The 19997-nt window shown below is 76.4% G+C and carries 18 protein-coding genes and 3 pseudogenes; 7 read left to right on the top strand and 14 right to left on the bottom strand.

What is annotated here, in order from left to right; all coding sequences use genetic code 11:
• Positions 1-158 precede the first annotated feature (158 nt).
• Complete coding sequence (locus tag ABEB13_RS13905) at positions 159-818, top strand: hypothetical protein (protein WP_345705776.1); 660 nt, start codon at positions 159-161, stop codon at positions 816-818.
• Here the strand turns inward: ABEB13_RS13905 and ABEB13_RS13900 are convergent.
• Genes ABEB13_RS13900 through ABEB13_RS13890 form a run of 3 tightly spaced genes read right to left on the bottom strand, consistent with a single transcriptional unit; the run spans position 790 to position 2943 of the window.
• Complete coding sequence (locus ABEB13_RS13900; protein WP_425559964.1) at positions 790-1305, bottom strand: tetratricopeptide repeat protein; 516 nt, start codon at positions 1303-1305, stop codon at positions 790-792. The genes ABEB13_RS13905 and ABEB13_RS13900 overlap by 29 nt on opposite strands.
• Complete coding sequence (locus tag ABEB13_RS13895; protein WP_345705774.1) at positions 1200-1991, bottom strand: tetratricopeptide repeat protein; 792 nt, start codon at positions 1989-1991, stop codon at positions 1200-1202. Before ABEB13_RS13895 ends, ABEB13_RS13900 begins: the two co-directional genes overlap by 106 nt.
• 46 nt (positions 1992-2037) lie before the next feature.
• On the bottom strand, positions 2038-2943 hold the full coding sequence (locus tag ABEB13_RS13890) for a GNAT family N-acetyltransferase (RefSeq protein ID WP_345705773.1): 906 nt from the start codon (positions 2941-2943) through the stop codon (positions 2038-2040).
• Positions 2944-3234: 291 nt separating this feature from the next.
• Here ABEB13_RS13890 and ABEB13_RS13885 point away from each other — a divergent pair, with 291 nt between their 5' ends.
• Together ABEB13_RS13885 and ABEB13_RS13880 are read left to right on the top strand one after the other, a co-directional pair.
• On the top strand, positions 3235-3807 hold the full coding sequence (locus ABEB13_RS13885) for an NADPH-dependent FMN reductase (RefSeq protein WP_345705772.1): 573 nt from the start codon (positions 3235-3237) through the stop codon (positions 3805-3807).
• A gap of 22 nt (positions 3808-3829) precedes the next feature.
• The gene (locus tag ABEB13_RS13880; RefSeq protein WP_100890450.1) at positions 3830-4162 is read left to right on the top strand and encodes an antibiotic biosynthesis monooxygenase family protein; all 333 of its coding nucleotides are present in this window, start codon (positions 3830-3832) and stop codon (positions 4160-4162) included.
• Between the two features lie 33 nt (positions 4163-4195).
• Here ABEB13_RS13880 and ABEB13_RS13875 read toward each other — a convergent pair.
• The 6 genes and pseudogenes from ABEB13_RS13875 to ABEB13_RS13850 form a co-directional block, all read right to left on the bottom strand.
• Positions 4196-4989: pseudogene (locus ABEB13_RS13875) on the bottom strand (ECF transporter S component).
• Between the two features lie 47 nt (positions 4990-5036).
• Positions 5037-6647: an ABC transporter ATP-binding protein gene (locus ABEB13_RS13870; RefSeq protein ID WP_345705771.1), complete on the bottom strand. Its 1611-nt coding sequence runs from the start codon at positions 6645-6647 to the stop codon at positions 5037-5039.
• A pseudogene (locus tag ABEB13_RS13865) lies at positions 6644-7773 on the bottom strand (energy-coupling factor transporter transmembrane component T family protein). The gene ABEB13_RS13870 and the pseudogene ABEB13_RS13865 overlap by 4 nt, the downstream one beginning before the upstream one ends.
• Positions 7774-7784: 11 nt before the next feature.
• Positions 7785-8420 (bottom strand): SCO2322 family protein, encoded by a 636-nt coding sequence (locus ABEB13_RS13860; protein ID WP_345705770.1) that lies wholly within the window; start codon positions 8418-8420, stop codon positions 7785-7787.
• The gene (locus ABEB13_RS13855; RefSeq protein ID WP_345705769.1) at positions 8417-9775 is read right to left on the bottom strand and encodes an SCO2321 family membrane protein; all 1359 of its coding nucleotides are present in this window, start codon (positions 9773-9775) and stop codon (positions 8417-8419) included. Before ABEB13_RS13855 ends, ABEB13_RS13860 begins: the two co-directional genes overlap by 4 nt.
• Positions 9776-10091: 316 nt before the next feature.
• Positions 10092-10688, bottom strand: coding sequence for a TetR family transcriptional regulator (locus ABEB13_RS13850; RefSeq protein WP_345705768.1), 597 nt, complete (start codon positions 10686-10688; stop codon positions 10092-10094).
• Between the two features lie 207 nt (positions 10689-10895).
• On the opposite strand from ABEB13_RS13850, the gene ABEB13_RS13845 reads away from it, so the two are divergent.
• Genes ABEB13_RS13845 through ABEB13_RS13835 form a run of 3 tightly spaced genes read left to right on the top strand, consistent with a single transcriptional unit; the run spans position 10896 to position 14051 of the window.
• Complete coding sequence (locus tag ABEB13_RS13845; protein WP_345705767.1) at positions 10896-12212, top strand: glycosyltransferase family 4 protein; 1317 nt, start codon at positions 10896-10898, stop codon at positions 12210-12212.
• A gap of 49 nt (positions 12213-12261) precedes the next feature.
• Positions 12262-12996 (top strand): class I SAM-dependent methyltransferase, encoded by a 735-nt coding sequence (locus ABEB13_RS13840; protein ID WP_345705766.1) that lies wholly within the window; start codon positions 12262-12264, stop codon positions 12994-12996.
• Positions 12993-14051: a prenyltransferase gene (locus tag ABEB13_RS13835; RefSeq protein WP_345705765.1), complete on the top strand. Its 1059-nt coding sequence runs from the start codon at positions 12993-12995 to the stop codon at positions 14049-14051. The genes ABEB13_RS13840 and ABEB13_RS13835 overlap by 4 nt, the downstream gene beginning before the upstream one ends.
• Before the next feature lie 69 nt (positions 14052-14120).
• On the opposite strand, the pseudogene ABEB13_RS40540 reads toward ABEB13_RS13835, so the two are convergent.
• The 4 genes and pseudogenes from ABEB13_RS40540 to ABEB13_RS13815 form a co-directional block, all read right to left on the bottom strand.
• Positions 14121-15052: pseudogene (locus ABEB13_RS40540) on the bottom strand (hypothetical protein).
• Positions 15053-15266: 214 nt separating this feature from the next.
• Positions 15267-16172 carry an N-acetylmuramoyl-L-alanine amidase gene (locus ABEB13_RS13825; RefSeq protein WP_380232669.1) on the bottom strand — a complete coding sequence of 302 codons (906 nt, stop codon included), beginning with the start codon at positions 16170-16172 and terminating at the stop codon, positions 15267-15269.
• Positions 16173-16245: 73 nt separating this feature from the next.
• Positions 16246-16914, bottom strand: a complete 669-nt coding sequence (locus tag ABEB13_RS13820; protein WP_345705762.1) for a hypothetical protein — start codon at positions 16912-16914, stop codon at positions 16246-16248.
• A gap of 811 nt (positions 16915-17725) precedes the next feature.
• On the bottom strand, positions 17726-18394 hold the full coding sequence (locus tag ABEB13_RS13815; protein WP_345705761.1) for a class I SAM-dependent methyltransferase: 669 nt from the start codon (positions 18392-18394) through the stop codon (positions 17726-17728).
• Positions 18395-18627: 233 nt separating this feature from the next.
• Between ABEB13_RS13815 and ABEB13_RS13810 the strand changes: the two genes are divergently transcribed.
• Entirely contained in the window at positions 18628-19710 is a 1083-nt protein-coding gene (locus ABEB13_RS13810; protein WP_345705760.1) for an alcohol dehydrogenase catalytic domain-containing protein, read from the top strand.
• Positions 19711-19777: 67 nt separating this feature from the next.
• On the opposite strand, the gene ABEB13_RS13805 is transcribed toward ABEB13_RS13810, so the two are convergent.
• Complete coding sequence (locus ABEB13_RS13805) at positions 19778-19933, bottom strand: hypothetical protein (RefSeq protein ID WP_345705759.1); 156 nt, start codon at positions 19931-19933, stop codon at positions 19778-19780.
• Positions 19934-19997: the final 64 nt, after the last annotated feature.

Raw genomic sequence — 19997 nt, 5'->3', positions numbered from 1 at the left:
CCCGGTGTCGTTCGGGCAGCTTGTCCGGGTTGGTGGTGAAACGAGTGTCGTGAACGGTCCGTGACGGACCGGCGTATCCCCGAAGACGCCGGGCTGCGGGGTCCCCACCGCGTAGCCTCGCCGCTGACGACGCCTTCGACGGGAGCGATGCGGTGGACATGGCGGCACGGCGGTACCGGTTCGTCCTCGTCCTGTTCGGCGGCCTGCTCGTGCTCTCCCTGCCGCTCTACCTCCGGCCCGGCTCCGGCTGCACCGGAGGGTTGCCCTGCGTGACGCCGCTCCGGTCGCCCGGCGGCATCCTCGGCCGGTACGAACTCGCCCACCCCGGATGGCTCGCCCTCTACTGGACGGCCGCCCTGGCGGTCGGCGCCGCGGCGATCCTCCGGCGCTACCGGCGCGACGGCCGGGTGCCGCGCGCCGTTCCGGTGCTCGCCGCCGCCGTCCTGACGGCCGCACTGACCGCGGCGCTCACCGCGGCCGACTGGCCGGGCCTGCGCATCCCGTCGGCCTGGGCCGAGGCCGCCCACCTCCTGGTCTTCAACGGCGCCACCCCGCTCGTCGTCATCGCCGTGGCGCTGCTCGTCCTCGCCGCCGCGGAACGCAGCGCCGCCCTGGCGCTGTTCGCGCTCCTCTGGGCCGTCCTCGGCTACCTCGCCGCGACCTGGGACGGTCTCACCGAGCTCGCCGTCCTCGGCCTGCCGGTGGACGCGGCGGCGGACCCGGCAGGGCTGCGGCAGCTCCCGAACATCGCCGTCCCCGCCGCCGCCCTGCTGGCCGCCGCCCTCGTCGTCAGCCTCCGGTCGGCGCGGCGGCGCTGAGCGCGGCCGCGGCGGCCTCCGTCCCCGGGTGCCCGGCGCCGAAGGCGGCCAGCCAGGCCTCGTGATTGGCCGCCAGCAGCCCGGCGGCCTCCGTGTCACGGCCCTGCGCGGCGACCGCGAGGGCGTGGAGGTGCCCGGCCTCCAGCCGCCGGTGGTGCGCGGGCCCGAACACCGCCCGGCAGATGTCCAGGGCCTCGACGGCCGCCGCCTCCGCCTCCGCAGGGCGTCCGAGGCCGAGCAGGGCCGCGGCGGCGCCGGTGGCGGCGGCGGAGTCATCGCCCGGCTCCGCGTCCCGCTCGCGGGCGAAATCGGCCCGGGCGGCGGCCACCTGGGCCAGCGCCTCCTCGAACCGGCGCTGCCCGCGCAGGCTGCGAGCCAGGTTCAGCCGGACGGTGCCGCGGAACCGGTCCAAGCCGAGCCTGGTGAGGTCCGCCACCGCATCCCGTGCGACCTGCTCGGCCTCCTCGTGCCGGCCCTGGCCGTGCAGGGCGAACGCCAGACTGTTCGACGCCGAAGCGCGCACCTTGGTGGTGACCGCAGTGCGAGGGTCCCGATGCTTGCGATCATGCCCCGGGAGACGGCTTCCACCTGCTCGAACCGTCCGAGGTAGAGCGCTGTGGTCGCGTGGTTGGCACGGAGCTGCTGCGCGGCCAGCCGCAGGGAACCGGTCAGGCCGTCGAACACCGAAGCCTGGGAGGCGAACGCCTCGGAGGCCTCCTCGTGCCGGCCCAGATCGTTCAGGATCCCTCCGAGCAGACCGCTGGCCTGGAAGTTCAGCTCGTCGGGCCGACTGTCCAGCGCCTGCGTCACGAACCGTGCGTCCGGCATCGCCGCGGCGCCCCGGTCGGCCTTGCGGAGCACCTGGCAGCGGAGCACCCGCATCTCCAGCGTCGGCCGGGCGGACTCGCCCAGCGTCCGCCCGAGCGCTTCGACGCAGGTGTTCAACTCCGCGACGGCCTCGTCCGTGCGGTCGAGCCGGCGCAGCACCGCGGCGCGCTGGCCCCGGCTGCGCAGGGTGTCCTGGTGGTCGGGCCCCAGTGCGGCGGTGCGGGTCTCCGTCACCGAGCGCAGGGCGGCCTCGGACTCGGCCCACTTCTGCTCCTTGGCGAGCTGCATGCCCCGCTCGTACCGGCGCTGCGCGCGCCCCAGCTGCCACTGTCTGCCCGGGCCCATGCCGCACCTCTTCTTCTGACGGTGCCGCGCACCCTATCGGGGCAGGTCAGCCGGTCAGTTCGCGGGAGCGGTGCTCCTCCAGGACGCGGTAGCCGGTGCTGGTGTAGAGGTTCATGGCGACCTCGTTGCCGCCGAAGACGTTGAGCATCAGCGCCTGGTCGCCGGCGGCGGCGGTGGCGAGTTCGCCGACGGTCATCGCGCCGCGGCCGTGGCCGTTGCCGCGGTGCTCGGGGTGGACCTCCAGCGAGTAGCCGAAGGTGACGCCCGGCAGGAAGCCGTGCAGGAGCCAGCCGGTGCCGACCGTCCGGCCGCCGTTCTCCAGGACGAGGATCGCGTGCCCGGTGCTGGCCAGCCCGTCGGGGAGCAGCCGGGCGAAGTCCTGCGCGGACTTGGCGCGGGCCTGATCGGGGTCGAGCGCACCGGCGCGGATGATGTCGGCGGTGTACTCGGCCTCCTGGGCGGCCCGCCAGACCGGGTACTCGGCCGCGGTCATCGGACGGCCGGTCAGCCCCTCCGCCGGGGTCGGTGCGATGCCGACCGGCTTGACCCGGTTCTGTCCGCGGACGCCGTAGTCGTCGAACAGCGTGTCCGGCTCGGTGAGGGCGACGAACACCTGCCGGGCGCCCCGCTCGGCGCACCACCCCTCCGCCCAGTCCCGGGCGGCCAGCCTGTCCCGGTCGGTGCCGCCCGCGGCCGGGTCCAGCCGCAGGATGCCGATCCGCCCGGTCGTGGTGCCGTTCTCGGTCACGACCCCGGCGGCCACCAGGCCCACCCGCCGCCCGTCCGCGACGATCTCGGCGGCCTGCCAGTCCTCGGCGCGCTCGCGGCCCCGCTCGACCATGGCCGTCGCGGCGGCCTCGGTGAGGCCGTTCGCCCGGTACGCCGCGGTCAGCCGCCGCAGGTGGTCGGGCAGCCAGGAGGAGCGGTCGGAGAGCGGCATGATGTCGGTCATCCGGGCACCATAGACGGACCGTCCGGCGGCTGCGCGCCTTTTTACCGACGGATGGTCAGCGCACGGTCCGTCCGCCGGACCGGTCGGGCGGACCGGTCGGCCGGGCCGGTCCGCCCGCGGGCCGCGGGGACGATGCGGGGACGGCCCTGCCGACGGCTGTGGGCGCTGCTCCGTGCGCACCGTCCGGGTCGCCCGGTCCCCGGGCGCGGGGCAGGATGCAGGAGGACCGTGCCCGCGGCCCGCCGATCCGGCCGGGCGGGACGGCCCGTCCGGGCGGAAGGAGAACCGCGCATGACCGTGTACAAGGTCGGATACTTCGTCGGCAGCCTGTCCTCGAAGTCGATCAACCGGGTGCTCTCCAGGGCACTGATCCGGGTGGCCCCGCCGGGCCTGGAGTTCCAGGAGATCCCGATCCGCGACCTGCCGCTGTACAACCACGACTTCGACGCGGACTACCCGCCGGAGGGGCGGGCCCTCAAGGAGGCGATCGCCGGGGTGGACGCGGTGCTCTTCGTCACCCCCGAGTACAACCGGGACATCCCCGGCAGCCTGAAGAACGCCATCGACTGGGCGAGCCGCCCGTGGGGCACCAACTCGTTCACCCACAAGCCGTCCGCGGTGATCGGCGCCTCGCCCGGCAAGATCGGGACGGCCGTCGCCCAGCAGAACCTCCGCTCCATCCTGAGCTTCTGCAACTCGCCGCAGATGAACGCGCCGGAGGCCTACATCCAGTTCACCCCGGGGCTGTTCGGTGACGACGGCGAGGTGACCGAACCGACCGTCCAGCAGTTCCTGGCCGACTTCATGGCGGACTTCCACACCTTTGTCGAGCGGGTGCTCACCGTGCTGCCGCAGGGACGGTGACGGGGCTGGCAGGATGGGTGACATGTCTGTCGTGAAGATCAATGTGCTGAGTGTGCCCGCTGAGATGCGCGAGACCCTGGAGAAGCGGTTCGCCGCCCGGGCCGGCGCCGTGGAGAACTCGGACGGCTTCGAGTGGTTCGAGCTGCTCCGCCCGGTCGAGGGCACCGAGCAGTACCTGGTGTACACCCGGTGGGCCTCCGAGGAGGCCTTCCAGGCGTGGATGGCCGGCCCGATGCAGCAGGCGCACCGCCAGGGTCCGCCGGCGGCCGAGGGCGAGGCGCCCAAGCGGCCGGCCGCGAGCGACTCGACGCTCTGGTCCTTCGAGGTCGTGCAGTCCGCGGGGCCGAAGGCCTGACCGCCGCTCCCGTCCGCCCGCCCGCCGACCGGGTCAGTCCCGGCCGGCGGGCGGCTCGAACGCCACCGGCGCGTCGAACGCCGCCCGGCGGGTCGTCCGGCGCAGTGCCCGCAGCAGCGGCCCGCCGACGCTCAGGCAGAGCGCGGCGGTGAGCGCGGCCCGCGGCAGGTCCCAGCCGAGCGAGGTGGTCAGGCAGTACAGGGCGAACCGCGGCAGATTCGCGGAGAGCGGGTCGCCGGGCACGAAGGCGATCGAGCTCGCCTCCCCGGCGATGTACGGCCAGCCCTGGAGGTTCATCACCGTGCCGTACCCGACGGCGGCGACGGCGCCGTAGGCCGCCAGCAGCAGGTGCTCGCCGCGGCCGCGCAGCGCGCCGGCGCCCGGGAGCAGCCCGGCGCCGAGGCAGACCCAGCCCATCGCGAGCATCTGGAACGGCAGCCAGGGGCCGACCCCGCCGGTCAGCAGCGCCGAGGCGAACATCGAGACCGCGCCCAGCACGAAGCCGAAGCCCGGTCCGAGGGCCCGCCCGGCCAGCACCATCAGGAAGAACATCGGCTCCAGCCCGGCGGTGCCCGCTCCGAGCGGCCGCAGCGCGGCCCCGGCCGCGGCGAGCACGCCGAGCAGCGCGACCGCCTTGGCGTCCAGCCCGGGTGCGCCGCCGCCCGCCGACCGGCCCTCGGAGATCTGGGCGACCACCACGGCCAGCAGCAGCGGCAGCAGCAGTGCGAACAGCCATGGCGCGTCGGCGGAGTGACCGACCAGGTCGGAGCCGGGGAGGCGAGCAGCGGCCAGCCGAAGGCGGCCACGCCCACCGCGGAGAGCAGCATCAGCGCCGCGCCGGAGCGGCGGCCCAGCGGCGCGGGCCGGGCGGCGCTCACGCCGGTCCGTCCAGCTCGGCGCGGACCTGGCCGACGGTCAGCCAGGGTCCCGGGGCCAGCACCTTCGCGACCTGCGGAGCGAAGACCGGGGAGGCCGTCACCACCTCGGCGGTCGGGCCCTCGGCGACCACCTCGCCCTCGGCCAGCACCACGGTGCGGTGGGCGAGTTCGGCGGCGAGCTCGACGTCGTGGGTGGCGAGCAGGACGGCGTGCCCGGCCGCCGCCAGCTCCCGCAGCACCGTCACCAGGCGGGCCTTGGCGGCGTAGTCGAGGCCCCGGGTCGGCTCGTCGAGCAGGATGACCGGCGGCTTCGCGGTGAGCACCACGGCGAGGGCCAGGATGAGGCGCTGGCCCTCGGAGAGGTCCCGCGGGTGGCGGTCGTCGTCGAGGCTGGGCAGCAGGCCGGTGACCAGGGCGCGGCAGGTGCCGGCCGGCGCGCCGGCGTCGCGGTCCGCGGACGCGCACTCGGCGCCGACGCTCTCGGTGCAGAGCAGGTCGCGCGGGTCCTGCGGGACGAGTCCGATCCGCCGGATCAGCTCCTGCGGGCGGGCCTTGTGCGGGACGAGCCCGCCGACCCGGACGGTGCCGCCGGCCGGCGCGTGCAGCCCGACCAGGCTGCCCATCAGCGTCGACTTGCCGGCGCCGTTGCGGCCCATCAGCGCCGTGATCCGGCCGGCCCGCAGGTCCAGGTCGGCGCCGCGCAGCGCGGCCGTCGGACCGCGCCGGACGACCAGCCGGGCGGCCTCGGCGAGCACCTCGCCGGGTGCGGCGGCGGGGGAGGGCGGGGTGCGGCCGGCCAGCCGTTCGCGCAGTGGGGCGGCCCGGCGGCGGGCGTCCCGGACGGAGAGCGGCAGCGGCGACCAGCCGGCCGCCCGCCCGAGCGCCACCACCGGCGGGTGGACGGGGGAGTGCGCCATGACCTCGGCCGGGTCGCCGAGCACCGGGGGCCCGCCCGCGCCGGGCAGCAGCAGCACCCGGTCGGCGTACTGGACGACGCGTTCCAGCCGGTGCTCGGCGAGCAGCACGGTGGTGCCGAGGTCGTGGACGAGGCGCTGCAGCACGGCGAGGACCTCCTCGGCCGCGCCGGGGTCGAGCGCGGAGGTCGGCTCGTCCAGCACCAGCACCCGCGGGTGGACGGTGAGCACCGAGCCGATCGCGACGCGCTGCTGCTGGCCGCCGGAGAGCGAGGTGAGGGCGCGGTCGCGCAGGTCGGCGAGGCCCAGCAGGTCGAGGGTCTCCTCGACCCGGCGGCGCATCACGTCCGGTGCCAGGCCGAGCGACTCCATGCCGTAGGCGAGTTCGTCCTCGACGGTGTCGGTGACGAAGTGGGCGAGCGGGTCCTGCCCGACCGTGCCGACCAGGTCGGCGAGGTCGCGCGGCCGGTGGGTGCGGGTGTCCCGGCCGTCGACGGTGACCCGCCCGTGCAGGGTGCCGCCGGTGAAGTGCGGGACCAGCCCGTTGACGGTGCCCAGCAGGGTCGACTTGCCGGAGCCGGACGGGCCGACCAGCAGGCAGAGTTCGCCCTCGGGCACGGTCAGGTCGAGGCCGGCGATCGCGGGGGAGGCGGTGTCGGCGTACTGGACGGACACCTGCTCGAAGGTGATCACGGGCTCCTCCTCGGCAGGGCGGGGGCGGCGACGGCGGGCAGCAGGCCGAGCAGCACGGCGGCGACCGCGGGCAGCGGCAGCTCCGGTACGGTCGGCGGCACCACGGACGGTGCGAAGGCGGCCGGGTACCGCCCGGCGCACCAGACGGTGAGCACGGCGACCGCGACGCCGGAGCCGGCCACCAGCCACTCGCGCAGCGCCCACGGATCGGGCCGGTAGCGGCTGCGGACCGTCCGCCGTCCGCCGGCCAGCAGCCCGCCGGCGGCCGAGGCCAGGCCGAGCAGCAGCACCGGCAGCGCCCAGCCGGCTCCTCGGCGCCGAGCAGCCCGTACAGGGCCGCGCAGACGCCGACCAGGCCCAGCAGGGTGAGCGCGGCGGTGGCCCGGGCGATCCGCGGCGGCACGGCGGCCGTCCGCCCGAAGCCCCGGCTGTCCATGGCCGCGGCGAGCGCGACCGAGCGCTCCAGCGCGCCCTCCAGCACCGGCAGCCCGACGCTCAGCAGCGCCGCGACACCGCGGTCGGTGCGGCCGCGCAGCCGGCGGGCGGCCCGCAGCCGGCGGACGTCGGCGACCAGGTTCGGCGCGAAGGTCATCGCCACCACGGCGGCCAGCCCGGCCTCGTACAGGGCGCCGGGCAGGGCGCGCAGCAGCCGGCTGGGGGAGGCCAGGGCGTTGGCCGCGCCGAGGCAGACCAGCAGCACCGCGAGCCGCAGCCCCTCGTACAGCGTGAACAGCAGGGACTCGAGGCTGATCGGGCCGCCGATCCGGACGCCCTGCGCCCAGTCGGGCAGCGGCAGCCGGGGCAGGGTGAGCAGCACGTGGGTGCCGGGGACGGGCGAGCCGAGCAGCACCGTGAAGCCCATCCGGATCGCCAGCACCACCAGGCCGAGCCGCAGGAAGGCCCCGTACGAGCGGGACCACGGCTCGTCGCCGCGCCGGGCGGCCACCACGTAGCCCGCGACGGCGGCGATCAGCAGGAGCAGCAGCGGGTTGGTGGTGCGGGTGGCGGCGGCGGCCAGGCCCAGGGACCACAGCCACCAGGCGCCGGGATGCAGCCGCCGGGGGCCCAGGGCGGAGCGGGGCGCGGCGGACCGGGCGGCGACGCGTGGCGCGGAGGTCGGGGACATCGGGCCGTCCGTCAGTGCCGGCGCCGGGAGCGCAGGTAGGCGCCGGCGCCGAGGGTCAGGACGAGCACACCGCCGAGCACCGACCCGAGCGTGCCGCCGAGGGTGCCGGAGCCGCCGTGGTCGGGGGCCGCGTCGGCGACGGCCTCGCCGCAGCCCGCCCGCGGGTACCCGGCGATGGCGCACAGGATGCCGTTGGTGTCGTACCGCAGCGGCGGGGCGAGTGTCGCCAGCACCTCGGCCGAGGTGGCGGCTGCGGGCACGGACGCGCAGGCGCTGCGGGCGGCCGGCAGGGCCCCGGCGCCGGCCGGTGCGTCGGCGGCCGTCCCGAAGTCCAGCACCACCGCGACCCGCTTGTGGCCGGCCCGGGCCGGGGTGGCGGCGCAGAGCGCGGCGAAGTCGCCGGCGCTGCCGGGCCGGGCCGCGTCGCGGCCGCCGTCGGGGCTCAGCGCGAACCGCCAGCCGTCCACCGAGCCGTCCGGCGGCACGTACAGGGCGGGGCCCTGCTGCTGGTAGGCCCAGGTGCCGCCGGACCACGACCAGAACGACCAGTACCGGTAGGCGGAGGCCTGGGCTGGGGCGGCGGCGAGCAGGGTGGCCAGGACGGCGACGGCCGCGGCCGCCGCCGTCCTGCGCAGCGCGGAGGTCACGACTGTCCGTCGCCCCCGGCGGCGGCGTCGTCACCGCTGGGCGCGGCCGCGGCGGCCGCGGCCTGGCGGCGCCGGTTGATGCTGATCAGCAGACCGCCGCCGATGCCGACCACCAGGCCGATGCCGACCAGCCAGATCGGCGAGAAGCCGCCGTTGTCGTCGGCCTCGGTGATGCCGGAGCCGGGCGCCTTGGTGCCGTCCGGGTTCGCGGACGCGGCCGACGCGGCGGCCGCCGGGGTCTTCGCGGCGGCCGGGCCGGCGTCCAGCAGCAGCTGCACCAGGTTGGTGCCGCCGAAGTTGTACGGGTCGAGCTTGGCGGCCTGGGCGACCAGCAGCAGGGTGGCCGCGGCGGACGGGTCGGTGCCGTTCTTGCCCTTGGCGGCCCAGGTGTAGCCGTTGCCGGCCAGCCAGTCGGCGGCGGCCGCCGCCTGGTGCGGGTGCCCGGCCCGGACGAGCGCCAGCACCGCCCAGGAGGTGGCGTTGAGGTCCGGGGCCGGCTGGGCGCCCGGGGTGGTGAGCATGAGGTGCTGGCCGTTGGCGCCGAGCTGCGCCACCAGGTACGCGGCGGCGGCCTCGGCGGACTGCGCGTGCGGCACCGTCCGTGAGGTGTCGCCGGCCGGGCAGGCGAGCGCGGCGGGCGCGGCGTCGAGGCGGTCGGTCGTGGTCACCGGCAGGGCGCCGCCGGCCGCGGCCAGCGCGGCCTGCGCGCTGGCCAGGTCGTTCGCGGCGAGCGTGCCGTCGGGCGCCGGCTGGTAGGCGAAGGCGCCGCGGGCGGTGGGCGCGGTGCAGCCGAGCTGGAAGCCGGACAGGCCGTTCCAGGCGTTCCCGCCGGCCTTGGCGACGGTCGCCGGGTCGATGTGCGCGGCGGTCAGCGCGGCGGCCGCGAGACCGGTGGAGTTGGCGTCGCCGGGGCTGCCCGGGTTGTACGCCCAGGTGCCGTCGGTGTTCTGGTTGGCCTTCAGCCAGCCGACGCCCTTGGCCACGGCGTCCTGGTGCCCGCCGAGCGCGGTCAGCGCCTGGACGGCGACCGACGTGGCGTTGGAGTCCTCGGTCTTCGGGTCGCAGGCCGCGGTGGTGGCGGCGCGGAACGACGGCCAGCCGCCGTCGGCGCACTGCTGGCCGGTGAGCCAGTCGACGGCGCTCGCGGCGGGCACCACGTGGGCGCTCGCCAGGGCGGTCAGCGCGAGCGACTGGCGCCAGACGCCGTCGTACGTCGGGTCCCCCTTGCCGTACAGCGCGGCGGGCGGCGTGACCGGCGACGGCGCGGGCGTGTCGGCCAGGGCGGGGGCGGCGGCGCTGCCGGCCAGCAGCAGGCCGGCCAGCGCGGTGGCGCCCAGGCGGGCGGCGGTGAGCATGGTGAGGGTGAGCCTTTCGATGAGCGGTGCAGCAGCCCTGGCGGGCCGCCCGTAGACCTCGACGGAACCGGACGAGCCGGCCGGCCGCTCGCCCCCGGCCCGGGCAGTCCGGCTCGTCCGCCGGGACGGCGGGCTCACGGTTGCGGGTCAGCGCCGGATTCGCACCGGCTTCCCCCGGGAGGGGCGGATGGAGTTGTCGTGCGCAGCGAACTCTAACCGGCCGGGCCCCGGCGGCCGCAGGCACACCCGGTGGAACGTGTTGCAGTTCCGGCTCCGGTGCGGGGCCCGTCGCGCGGCTCCGGGCCCTGCCCGGGCCTCAGTCGGGCGGGGTCAGCAGCCGGGCCGCCGTCCGCAGGTCGGCCCGCACCTCGGCGAGCGAGCTGCGGCCGGACAGCCAGGCCAGCAGGCTGGCGTGCCAGGTGTGGCCGATCACCCGCAGCGCGGCCTGCTGCTCGGCCGTCGGCGGCTCCGCCAGGCCCGCCGCCTCCAGCACGATCTCCGAGGTCAGCGACGCGACGGCGTCCACCTCGCGGCCCACCGAGCGGTCCGCGAAGGACAGCGCCCGCACCATCGCCTCGGCCAGCCGCGGCTCGCCCTGCAGGGCGTGGAAGGCCTGCGCCAGCGCTGCGGCGACCCGCTCCGCGGGCCCGTCGCCGGCCGGCGGGCGACGCCGCACCTCCTCGCGCAGCCGCCGCAGCTGGGCCTCCATCACCGCCACCAGCAGGTGCACCTTGGACGGGAAGTAGCGGTACAGCGTGCCCAGTGCGACCTGCGCACCTTCGGCGACCTCGCGCATCTGGACGGCCTCGTAGCCGCCCCGGGCGGCCAGCGAGGTGGCGGCGCGCAGGATCGCCAGCCGGCGCTCGGCCTGGCGCGGGGAGAGGTGAACCCCTGCTGCGGTACTCGGTGCCAACGGTGCCCCCAGTGCGCCGACGGGTACGGACGGCCGGCGTGGCGTGAATCACCAGCCCCGGCCCGAAACGGGAAGCTACGGGCCGGTATCTTCGAGGTCTCTCGTCGTTCACTTGCCCGACGACGACCGCCACACCACCGTGAAACGTGATCTACTTTAACCGCTGCGGCCGCCGGGGCTGGGTTGGAGTAGGGATAAGGGGCCAGCATGACCGCGCTGCCGCGACCGCTGCGGATCGCCCTGCTCTCCTACCGTGGCGACCCGTTCTGCGGAGGCCAGGGCGTGTACGTGCGCCACCTCTCCCGCGAGCTCGCCCGGCTCGGCCACCACGTCGACGTGATCGGCGCCCAGCCGTTCCCCGTGCTCGACGAGGTCGACGGCCCCGGCAGCGTCCGGCTCGTCGAACTGCCCAGCCTCGACCTCTACCGCAGCGACGACCCGTTCCGCACCCCGGCCCTCGCCGAGTACCGCGGCCCGGTGGACGTCCTCGAGTACGCCACCATGCGCACCGGCGGCTTCCCCGAGCCGCTCACCTTCTCGCTGCGCGCCCGGCAGTACCTCGCCCGGCACCGCGGCCGCTACGACGTCGTCCACGACAACCAGACCCTGGGCTACGGCCTGCTCGGCCTGGAGCGGCACGGGTTCCCGCTGGTCACCACCGTCCACCACCCGATCACCGTCGACCGCCGCCTGGAGCTGGAGGCGGCCCCGACCGCCCTCAAGCGGCTGTCGCTGCGCCGCTGGTACGCCTTCACCCGGATGCAGAAGCGCGTCGCCCGGCGCCTGGAGCACATCATCACCGTCTCCGGCAGCTCCCGGGCCGAGATCGTCGAGCACCTCGGTGCCGCGCCCGGCGCCGTCGCCGTGGTACCGATCGGCGCCGACACCCGCCTCTGGTCGCCGGACGCGGCCGTCCCCGTGGTGCCCGGACGGATCGTCACCACCTCCTCCGCCGACGTCCCGCTCAAGGGTCTCGTCCACCTCGTCGAGGCGCTCGCCAAGGTCCGTACCGAGCGCGAGGCCCACCTGGTCGTCGTCGGCAAACCGCAGAAGGGCGACGGGCCGGTCGCCGACGCGGTGCGCCGCTTCGGCCTGGAGGCACACATCGACTTCCGCACCGGCCTCACCGACGCCGAGCTGGTCGACCTGTACCGCTCCGCCGAGGTGGCCTGCGTCCCCTCCCTGTACGAGGGCTTCTCGCTGCCCGCCGCCGAGGCCATGGCCACCGGCACCCCGCTGGTCGCCACCACCGGCGGCGCCATCCCCGAGGTCGCCGGCCCCGACGGCGAGACCTGCCTCGCCGTGCCGCCGGGCGACGCCGGGGCGCTGGCCGCCGCGCTCGGCCGGCTGCTCGACGACCCCGACCTGCGCGAGCGCCTCGGCGCCGCCGGCCGCGCCCGGGTGCTGGCGAACTTCACCTGGCAGCGGGCCGCCGAACTCACCGCCGAGCGCTACCGCGCGGCCGTCGCCACCGGGGCCGGGCAGCGCGCCCGCGCCGGGCACGGCTGGCGCTACGTCGCCTGACGCTCCGTCAACCCTCTTCAGTACAGCAGCAACGAATGGGAGCCCCGCAGTGCTGACCGTCGATTTCTCCCGCTTCCCGCTCGCCCCCGGCGACCGGGTGCTCGACCTGGGCTGCGGCGGAGGCCGGCACGCGTTCGAGTGCTACCGGCGCGGCGCCGACGTCGTCGCCCTCGACCAGAACGGCGACGAGATCGCCGAGGTCCGCAAGTGGTTCGCGGCCATGGAAGAGGCCGGCGAGGCCCCGGCCGGCGCCTCCGCCACCGCGATGGAGGGCGACGCGCTGAACCTGCCCTTCGACGACGACACCTTCGACCGGATCATCATCTCCGAGGTGATGGAGCACATCCCGGACGACAAGGGCGTCCTCGCCGAGATGGTCCGCGTCCTCAAGCCCGGCGGCCTGCTCGCCGTCACCGTGCCCCGCTACCTGCCCGAGAAGATCTGCTGGGCGCTCTCCGACGAGTACCACGAGGTCGAGGGCGGCCACATCCGGATCTACCGCGGCGACGAGCTCGTCGAGAAGGTCCGCGGCGCCGGCCTGGAGCCCTACGGCACCCACCACGCGCACGCCCTGCACTCCCCGTACTGGTGGATCAAGTGCGCGGTCGGCGTGAACAACGACAAGGCGCTGCCGGTCAAGGCCTACCACCAGCTGCTGGTCTGGGACATCGTCGGCACCCCGGTGATCAGCACGATCACCAAGGCCGCCGAGAAGGCCCTCAACCCGGTCATCGGCAAGAGCTTCGTGGTCTACGCCGCCAAGCCGCACCGGGCGGGCAAGTGACGGCCGCCGTCCCGGAGGCGCTGCTGCTGGACGGGGTGCTGGACGCCGAGCAGGCCGCCGCCACCGTCCGCTCGATCCTCGCCGACCAGCAGGCCGACGGCGCCATCCCGTGGTTCACCGGCGGCCACCTCGACCCCTGGGACCACACCGAGGCCGCGATGGCCCTGGACACCGCGGGCGAGCACGCCGCCGCCGAGGCCGCCTACCGCTGGCTCGTCGAGCACCAGAACGCCGACGGCTCCTGGTACGCCGCCTACACCGCGGGCGAGGTCACCAACGCGTCGAAGGAGACCAACTTCTGCGCGTACATCGCCGTCGGCGCCTGGCACCACCACCAGGCCACCGGCGACGACGCCTTCCTGGAGTGGATCTGGCCGACCGTGCGCCGCGCCCTCGACTTCACCGTCGGACTGCGCCTGCCCGACGGCCCGATCGCCTGGCGCCAGGACGAGGACGGCACCGCCCCGAACGAGGCGCTGCTCACCGGCTCCTGCAGCATCCTGCACGCGCTGCGCTGCGGACTCGCCGCAGCCGACCACCTCGACGACCCCCAGCCCGACTGGGAGCTCGCGGCCGGCCGGCTGCGCCACGCCATCGCCCACCACCCCGAGCGGTTCCTCGACAAGGACCGCTACTCGATGGACTGGTACTACCCGATCCTCGGCACCGCGCTGCGCGGCGAGGCCGCCGACCGCCGGATCGCCCGGGACTGGGACCGCTTCGTCGTCCCCGGCCTCGGCGTGCGCTGCGTCAGCGACCGCCCCTGGGTGACCGGCGGCGAGAGCGCCGAACTCGCCCTCGCCCTCTGGGCGGCCGGCCAGTCCGACCGCTCGGTGGAGATCCTCCGCTCGATCTCCCACCTGCGGCACACCGACGGCTCGTACTGGACCGGCTACGTCTTCGAGGACGACGCCCTGTGGCCCGAGGAGCGCACCACCTGGACGGCCGGTGCGCTGCTGCTCGCGGTCGCCGCGCTCGGCGGCGACCACGCCACCGTCACGGTCTTCGGCGGCGACCTGCTGCCCGCCGGCCTGGTGGTCAACGACTGCTGCTGAACCGGCCGTACAGCAGAGTGGGGCGGCTCCCGACCGGGAGCCGCCCCACTCTGCGCGTCGTGCCGCGGATCAGCCGCGCTGGATGCCCGAGGTGTCGGCCAGCAGACCGTGCGAACCGTCCTGCAGCTGCGCCACCAGGGCGCCGCCGCGCTGCTCGACCGCCAGGTACCAGGTGCCCGGCACCAGTTCGCCGGCCGGCGGGGCCGCCGGGTTGTCCTTGTTGGCCAGCTGACGGACGGCCGGCACCGCGAACCAGAACGGCTGGAACGGGGCGGCGGGCGCCTCCTGCACCGCCGGCTGGACGGCGGTGGCCGCCGGAGCGGCCTGCGCCTGCGGGGCCTGCGCCGCACCCGGGTAGCCGTAACCGCCGGCCGGCTGCGCCTCGCCGCCGTACGCCTGGGCCTGCAGGCCGCCCGGCTGGGGGCCTGCACCGCACCCGGGTAGCCGTACGGGCCGGGCTGGCCCTGCTGGCCCACGCCCTGCTGCCCCGCGCCCTGCGGGTAGCCCGGGTAGCCCTGCGCCGCGGGGGCGGCCGGGGCGGCCGGCTTGTCGGTCAGCAGCGGGGCCTGCAGCGCGGGCACCAGCGGACCCGCCGCGGCCGCACCGGCCAGCACCAGCGTGGACAGCAGCGCCAGCCAGGCGCCGAGACCGTGGCTCTGCGCGTCGCCGCCGCCCGCCAGCGCCCACAGCGCGCCCCAGAACGAGGCCACCGACAGTGCGGTGCCCCACTGGTCCAGCCGCAGCCCGAGGACCTGCCGGTCGGCCGAGGCGGCGCCCTGGAAGCGGTGCACCAGGATCAGCGCGGCCGCGATGATGCCGAGCAGGAACACCGACGGCAGCAGCGGGAAGAGCGCGGACTCCCAGGCGTTCGTCGACGAGGACTGGCACTTGCCGAGAATGCAGATGCTGACCGTCAGGTACGGCAGGAAGGACGCGATGAAGAGCAGCACGGCCGCACCTGCGACGGCTGCGTCTCCCCGCGTGAGAGCGCGCAGATTCACTGACATTCCCCTCGTTGGTGTGAGTCGTGGACTGCGTGTCGGGCTGGTCCGCCGACAGCCCGGGATGTGCCCGGACGGCCAAGAGCCTAGGCCCCGACCGCTGTGCGGTGCACAGCGCCCCGGGGATACCCCGGATTTCGGCGCCGAACCGGGGCGGCCCCGGGAAGGGACCGTGACGGTGGCCCCGCCGTCCGCCGCCGGGGCCGCCGCGCGGTCAGCGGCCGGCCGTCAGGTACGAGGTCAGCGCGTCGGCGACGGCCAGCGCCGCCTTCTGCCGCCACTGGGCGTCGGTCATGTGTCCGGCATCCTCGGTGTTGCGCATGTTCCCGCATTCGATGAACACCTTCGGCACCCGCGACAGGTTCAGCCCGCCCAGGTCCGTCCTGGTGTCCAGGCCGTCCTTGCCGATGTACGTGGCGTACGGCTCGCCCGTCGCCGTGTGGAAGGTGTCGCGCAGCAGCACGCCCAGCCGGTGCGACGGGTCGACGATCGCCGAGGTGTCGGCGGGCCCGGCCACCACCTTGCCGGGCATGATCACGTGGAAGCCGTGGGCGGAGCCGGGCGCGCCGTCGGCGTGCACCGACAGGGCGACATCCGCCTTGGCGTTGTTGCCGATCCGGGCCCGCTCGTCGATGCACGGGCCCCACGGCCGGTCGCCGTCCTGGGTCAGCACCACGGTCGCGCCGCGGGACTTCAGGATCTCGCGGGCCCGGTGCACCACGTCCAGGGTGTACTCGGCCTCGCTGTACCCGGCGTTGGTCGAGGTGCCGGTGGTGTCGCACTCCTTGCGGGCGTTGCCGATGTCGACCGTGCGGTTGATCTCGGTGGTGTGCGCGGCGTTGCCGGTGTTGTGCCCGGGGTCGAGCAGGACCGTCCGGCCGGCCAGCGGCCCGGCCCCCGAGGGCGCCGCGGAGGCCGCCCCCGCCGGGGCACCGCCCGCGGACGCGGACGGGCTGCTCACGGCCGTGCCGAACGGCGAGGGGAGGCCGGCCAGCGGGTCGAGCTCGGACGGGCTCTCGGCGGGCGGCGCGGCGGCCGGCCGGTTGTCGTCGCCGCGGGCCAGCGCCTGGCGGCCGAACCAGCCCGCCGTGCACAGGGCCAGGACGGCGCAGACGAGCACGACGGCGCGCAGGCGGGCGGAGCGGCGGGGGCGCTCGGGCTGGGGGTGGTACGTGGTGCCGGTCACGGGTGCGTCAGATCCTGTCCCAGGTGCGCTCGGTCAGTCCGTAGGTGGAGGCGATCGCGTTCCACTTCGCCACGAAGTCCCGCTTGGACTGGGTGGCCTGCGGGTTGAGGTCGTTGGCGCGCTTTCGGTCGGCGGTGTTCGGGGCGGTGCTGCCGCTGCAGCCCTGGCTGCTGACGGTACGGGCCCAGGCGGCGTACGCCCGGTCGATGTCGCCGGACTGCTGCCAGGCGCTCTTCAGCAGCACGGCGGCGTCGGCGCCGCCCGGCAGGTCGTGCAGGTCCAGTTTGGCGAGGTCGCCCAGCAGGGTGTCGCGCTGGGTGGCGCCGTCGTCGAAGACCTGGGCGGCGCTGTCGATCTCGGCCTTCGCCGGGCAGCTGGCGACCTTGGCCACCGCGCTGCCGATCGGCGCCTTGGCGCTCTCTCCGCGGGCCAGCAGCGCGTCCAGCGCCTTGGCCTCCGCGGCGGCCCCGGCCCCGGCGCTCGGGGAGGCCCCCGCCGAGTCCGAGGGCGAGGCGCCCGCGCTCGCCGGGGCACTCGCAGCGGCGGAGCCGCCGCCCGCCGCGGGCGGCGGTGCGGCCGTGCCGGCCGCCTTGCCCTTGCTGTCCGAGCCGGAGCCCTGCAGGGCCCAGACCGTCCCGCCGCCGAGCAGCAGGACCAGCGCCACGGCGCCGCCCACCAGCAGCGGTGTGCGGCGGCGGGCGGGCTCCTCGGCCCCCGGGTCCTCGTACCCGCCGCCGGGCCCGCCCGGGGCCTGCCCGCCGAAGGACTGCCCGGCGTACCCGGGGCGCCCCCGGCGGGCTGCCCGCCGAAGCCCTGGCCTGCGAAGCCCTGGCCGCCGTGGGCCGGGCCCTGCGGGGGAAGCCGGTCGGCGCCGCGCCCGGGAAGCCCTGCTGCGGGAAGCCCTGAGGCGGGGGCGGGAAGCCCTGCGGCTGCGGCGGGCCGAAGCGCTGCGGCGGGGCCGGCGGGAAGCCGGGCTCGGCGGCCGGGAAGCCGGGTCCGCCCGCCGCGGGCGGCGCCGCGGTGACGTACGGGCGGCCCAGCGGCGGGCCGTCGTCGAACCCGCCCGGGACGGGCGGCAGCAGCGTGGTCGCGTGGTCGTCCGGCCCGGCCGCGGGGGAGGGGGCGGGCGGCCCGGGCCTGCCCGGCGGCGGCTGGCCGCCCGGCGCCGGGACCGCAGGGGGACGCGGCGGTGCGGGCGGCGGTGCGGCCGACTCCTGCCTGCGGCGCACCCAGCCGCCCGCACCGCCCCGCGCGGTCGGGTCCCAGACCGCCGGCGCGGTGTTGTCCTGATCCGTCATTCCCTGCCCTCGCCCGCTGTCTGTCGCGTCCTGCCCACCGCGCCGTGCCCAGCCGTTCGACTGCTGTCGGACACCGTACCGACCCGTGGCCCGCCGTGGCACGGCGGCACCCGGGCGGCAGGGGCCGTGTCGTCAGACGGTGGAGCGGGCCCGAAAGTGCCCGGAACGGCGCAGCGGATCAGGACGGGCTCAGCGGGCGGTGCGGCGCAGCACCCGCAGCGAGCCGGTCACCGAGACCTCCTCGAAGCCCTCGGCGAGCGCGCGCAGGTAGACCCGGTACGGGGCCTGGCCGCCGTCCGCCGGGTCGGGGAAGACGTCGTGCACGACCAGCAGACCGTCCTCGGCCAGGTGCGGCACCCAGCCCGCGTAGTCGCCGCCCGCGTGCTCGTCGGTGTGGCCGCCGTCGATGAACACCAGCGCCAGCCGGCCGCCCCAGAGCGCGGCGATCTGCGGCGACCGCCCGACCAGGGCCACCACGTGCTCCTCCAGCCCCGCGTGGAACAGCGTCCGGCGGAAGGGCGGCAGCGTGTCCATCCGGCCGACCTCCGGGTCGACCAGCGACGGGTCGTGGTACTCCCAGCCGGGCTGCTGCTCCTCCGAGCCCCGGTGGTGGTCCACGGTCAGCGCCACGGTGCCCGTCCGGCGGGCGGCGTCCGCGAGCAGGATCGCCGAACGGCCGCAGTAGGTGCCGATCTCCAGCACCGGCAGGCCCGTCCGTCCGGCCGCCTCCACCGCGGCCGCGTACAGCGCCAGGCCCTCGTCGAGCGGCATGAAGCCGGTCGCCGCCTCGAAGGCGGCCAGCACCGCGGGCTCCGGACGGGCCGTGGACCGGGCGTCCGGCTGGTGGAGGTCGGTCATGGTGCTGCTCCCTGCTGGGCCGTGCGGACGGGGCGGTGGACCGGACCCTACCGGAGGGTAGCGGCGGTCCGTGCGCCGCTCGGCCCCCGGTCCGCGCTCCGTCGTGGAGGCCCGGGCGACGGGGCCGTGCGGGCGGCGTGACGAACGTCCGGTACCCGTCGGCGCGGGCCGACCGTACGCTCGGGTGGCCGCCGACGGCGGCCACGGGCGGGTACGAGGAACGGGAGCAGACCATGCGCGCAGCGATCCTGCACGAGACCGGACAGGACGTGCTGGAGGTCCGCGACGACGTCGAGACCGTCCCGGTCGGCCCGGGCACCGTCCGGGTGCGGCTGCACGCGGCGGGGCTGTGCCACTCCGACCTGTCGGCGATGAGCGGGGTGCTGCCGCAGCCGGCGCCGTTCGTGCCCGGCCACGAGGGTGCGGGGGAGATCGTCGAGGTCGGCCCGGACACGCCCGGCCGGGCCGTCGGCGACCGGGTGGTGCTCTGCTGGATGCCGCCGTGCGGCTCCTGCCCGCTCTGCCTGCGCGGCGAGACCCACCTGTGCACGGCCGGCCTGCGCCGGCTCTCCGTGCCCGGCTTCCGGCTCGGGGCGGACGGCCGCCCGGTGTACGGCTTCTACAGCACCGGGGCGTTCGCCGAGGAGGTCGTCGTCGCCGCGGACGCGGTGCTGGAGGTCCCCGCGGACCTGCCGTACGAACTGGCCGCCCTGGTCGGCTGCGGCGTCACCACCGGCTTCGGCGCGGTGGTCAACACGGCCGGGGTCGAACCGGGGGCCTCGGTCGCGGTGCTCGGCGCCGGCGGCGTGGGGGTCGCCGCGGTGCAGGCGGCCCGGCTGTGCGGGGCGGCCCGGATCACCGTGGTCGACCCGGTGGCCTCCCGCCGCGAGCGGGCGGTCGCCCTCGGCGCCACCGACGCCCTCGCCCCCGAGGAGCTGAAGTCCGCGGCCCGGGGCCTGCCCGCCGGCGGCTACGACTACGTGCTGGAGGCCGTCGGCCGGGCGCAGACCGTCCGGGCGGCGTACGACGCGACCCGCCGCGGCGGCGCGGTCGTGGTGGTCGGCGCCGGAGCCAGGGACGACCTGGTCTCCTTCAACCTCGGCGAGCTCTTCTTCAACGAGAAGCGGATCCTGTCCTCGCTGTACGGCGGCGGCGACGTGGCCCGGACGGCGGCCCGGGTCGTCGAGCTGTGGCGGGCCGGCCGCTTCGACCTGGCCGGACTGGTCACCCACCGGGTGCCGCTGGCCGGCGTCAACGAGGCGATCGCGCAGATGCGGGACGGCACGGCGCTGCGCACCGTGGTGACGATGGACTGACCCGCCGGGCGGTGCCGACACCGCGGCCCGGGGCAGTCTGCCCCGGGCCGCGGTGGTGGATCGCGGGTCAGCGCCGGTGCCGTCCGTGCGGGTCGGCGTCGGGGAGGTCGTCCGGGGCCGTCGAGCCCCGGTGCCGGCCGTGCACGTCGTGCTCGGCCGTGGCCTCGTCGGCGCCGGGCGCGGTGCGGTCGTGCTCGGTGGTGTCGGTGAGGGTTTCGGACATCAGGTCTGTCTTCTCCGTGCTCTGCGGTGCGGAAGGCGCACCGTCGGGCGGGCCGGGTGCGGTC

The sequence above is a fragment of the Kitasatospora paranensis genome, from assembly GCF_039544005.1.
In the GTDB taxonomy this organism is placed as follows: Bacteria; Actinomycetota; Actinomycetes; order Streptomycetales; family Streptomycetaceae; genus Kitasatospora; species Kitasatospora paranensis.
The sequence above is the reverse complement of the archived record's forward strand: the minus strand, read 5'-3'. Positions and strand labels throughout refer to the sequence as shown.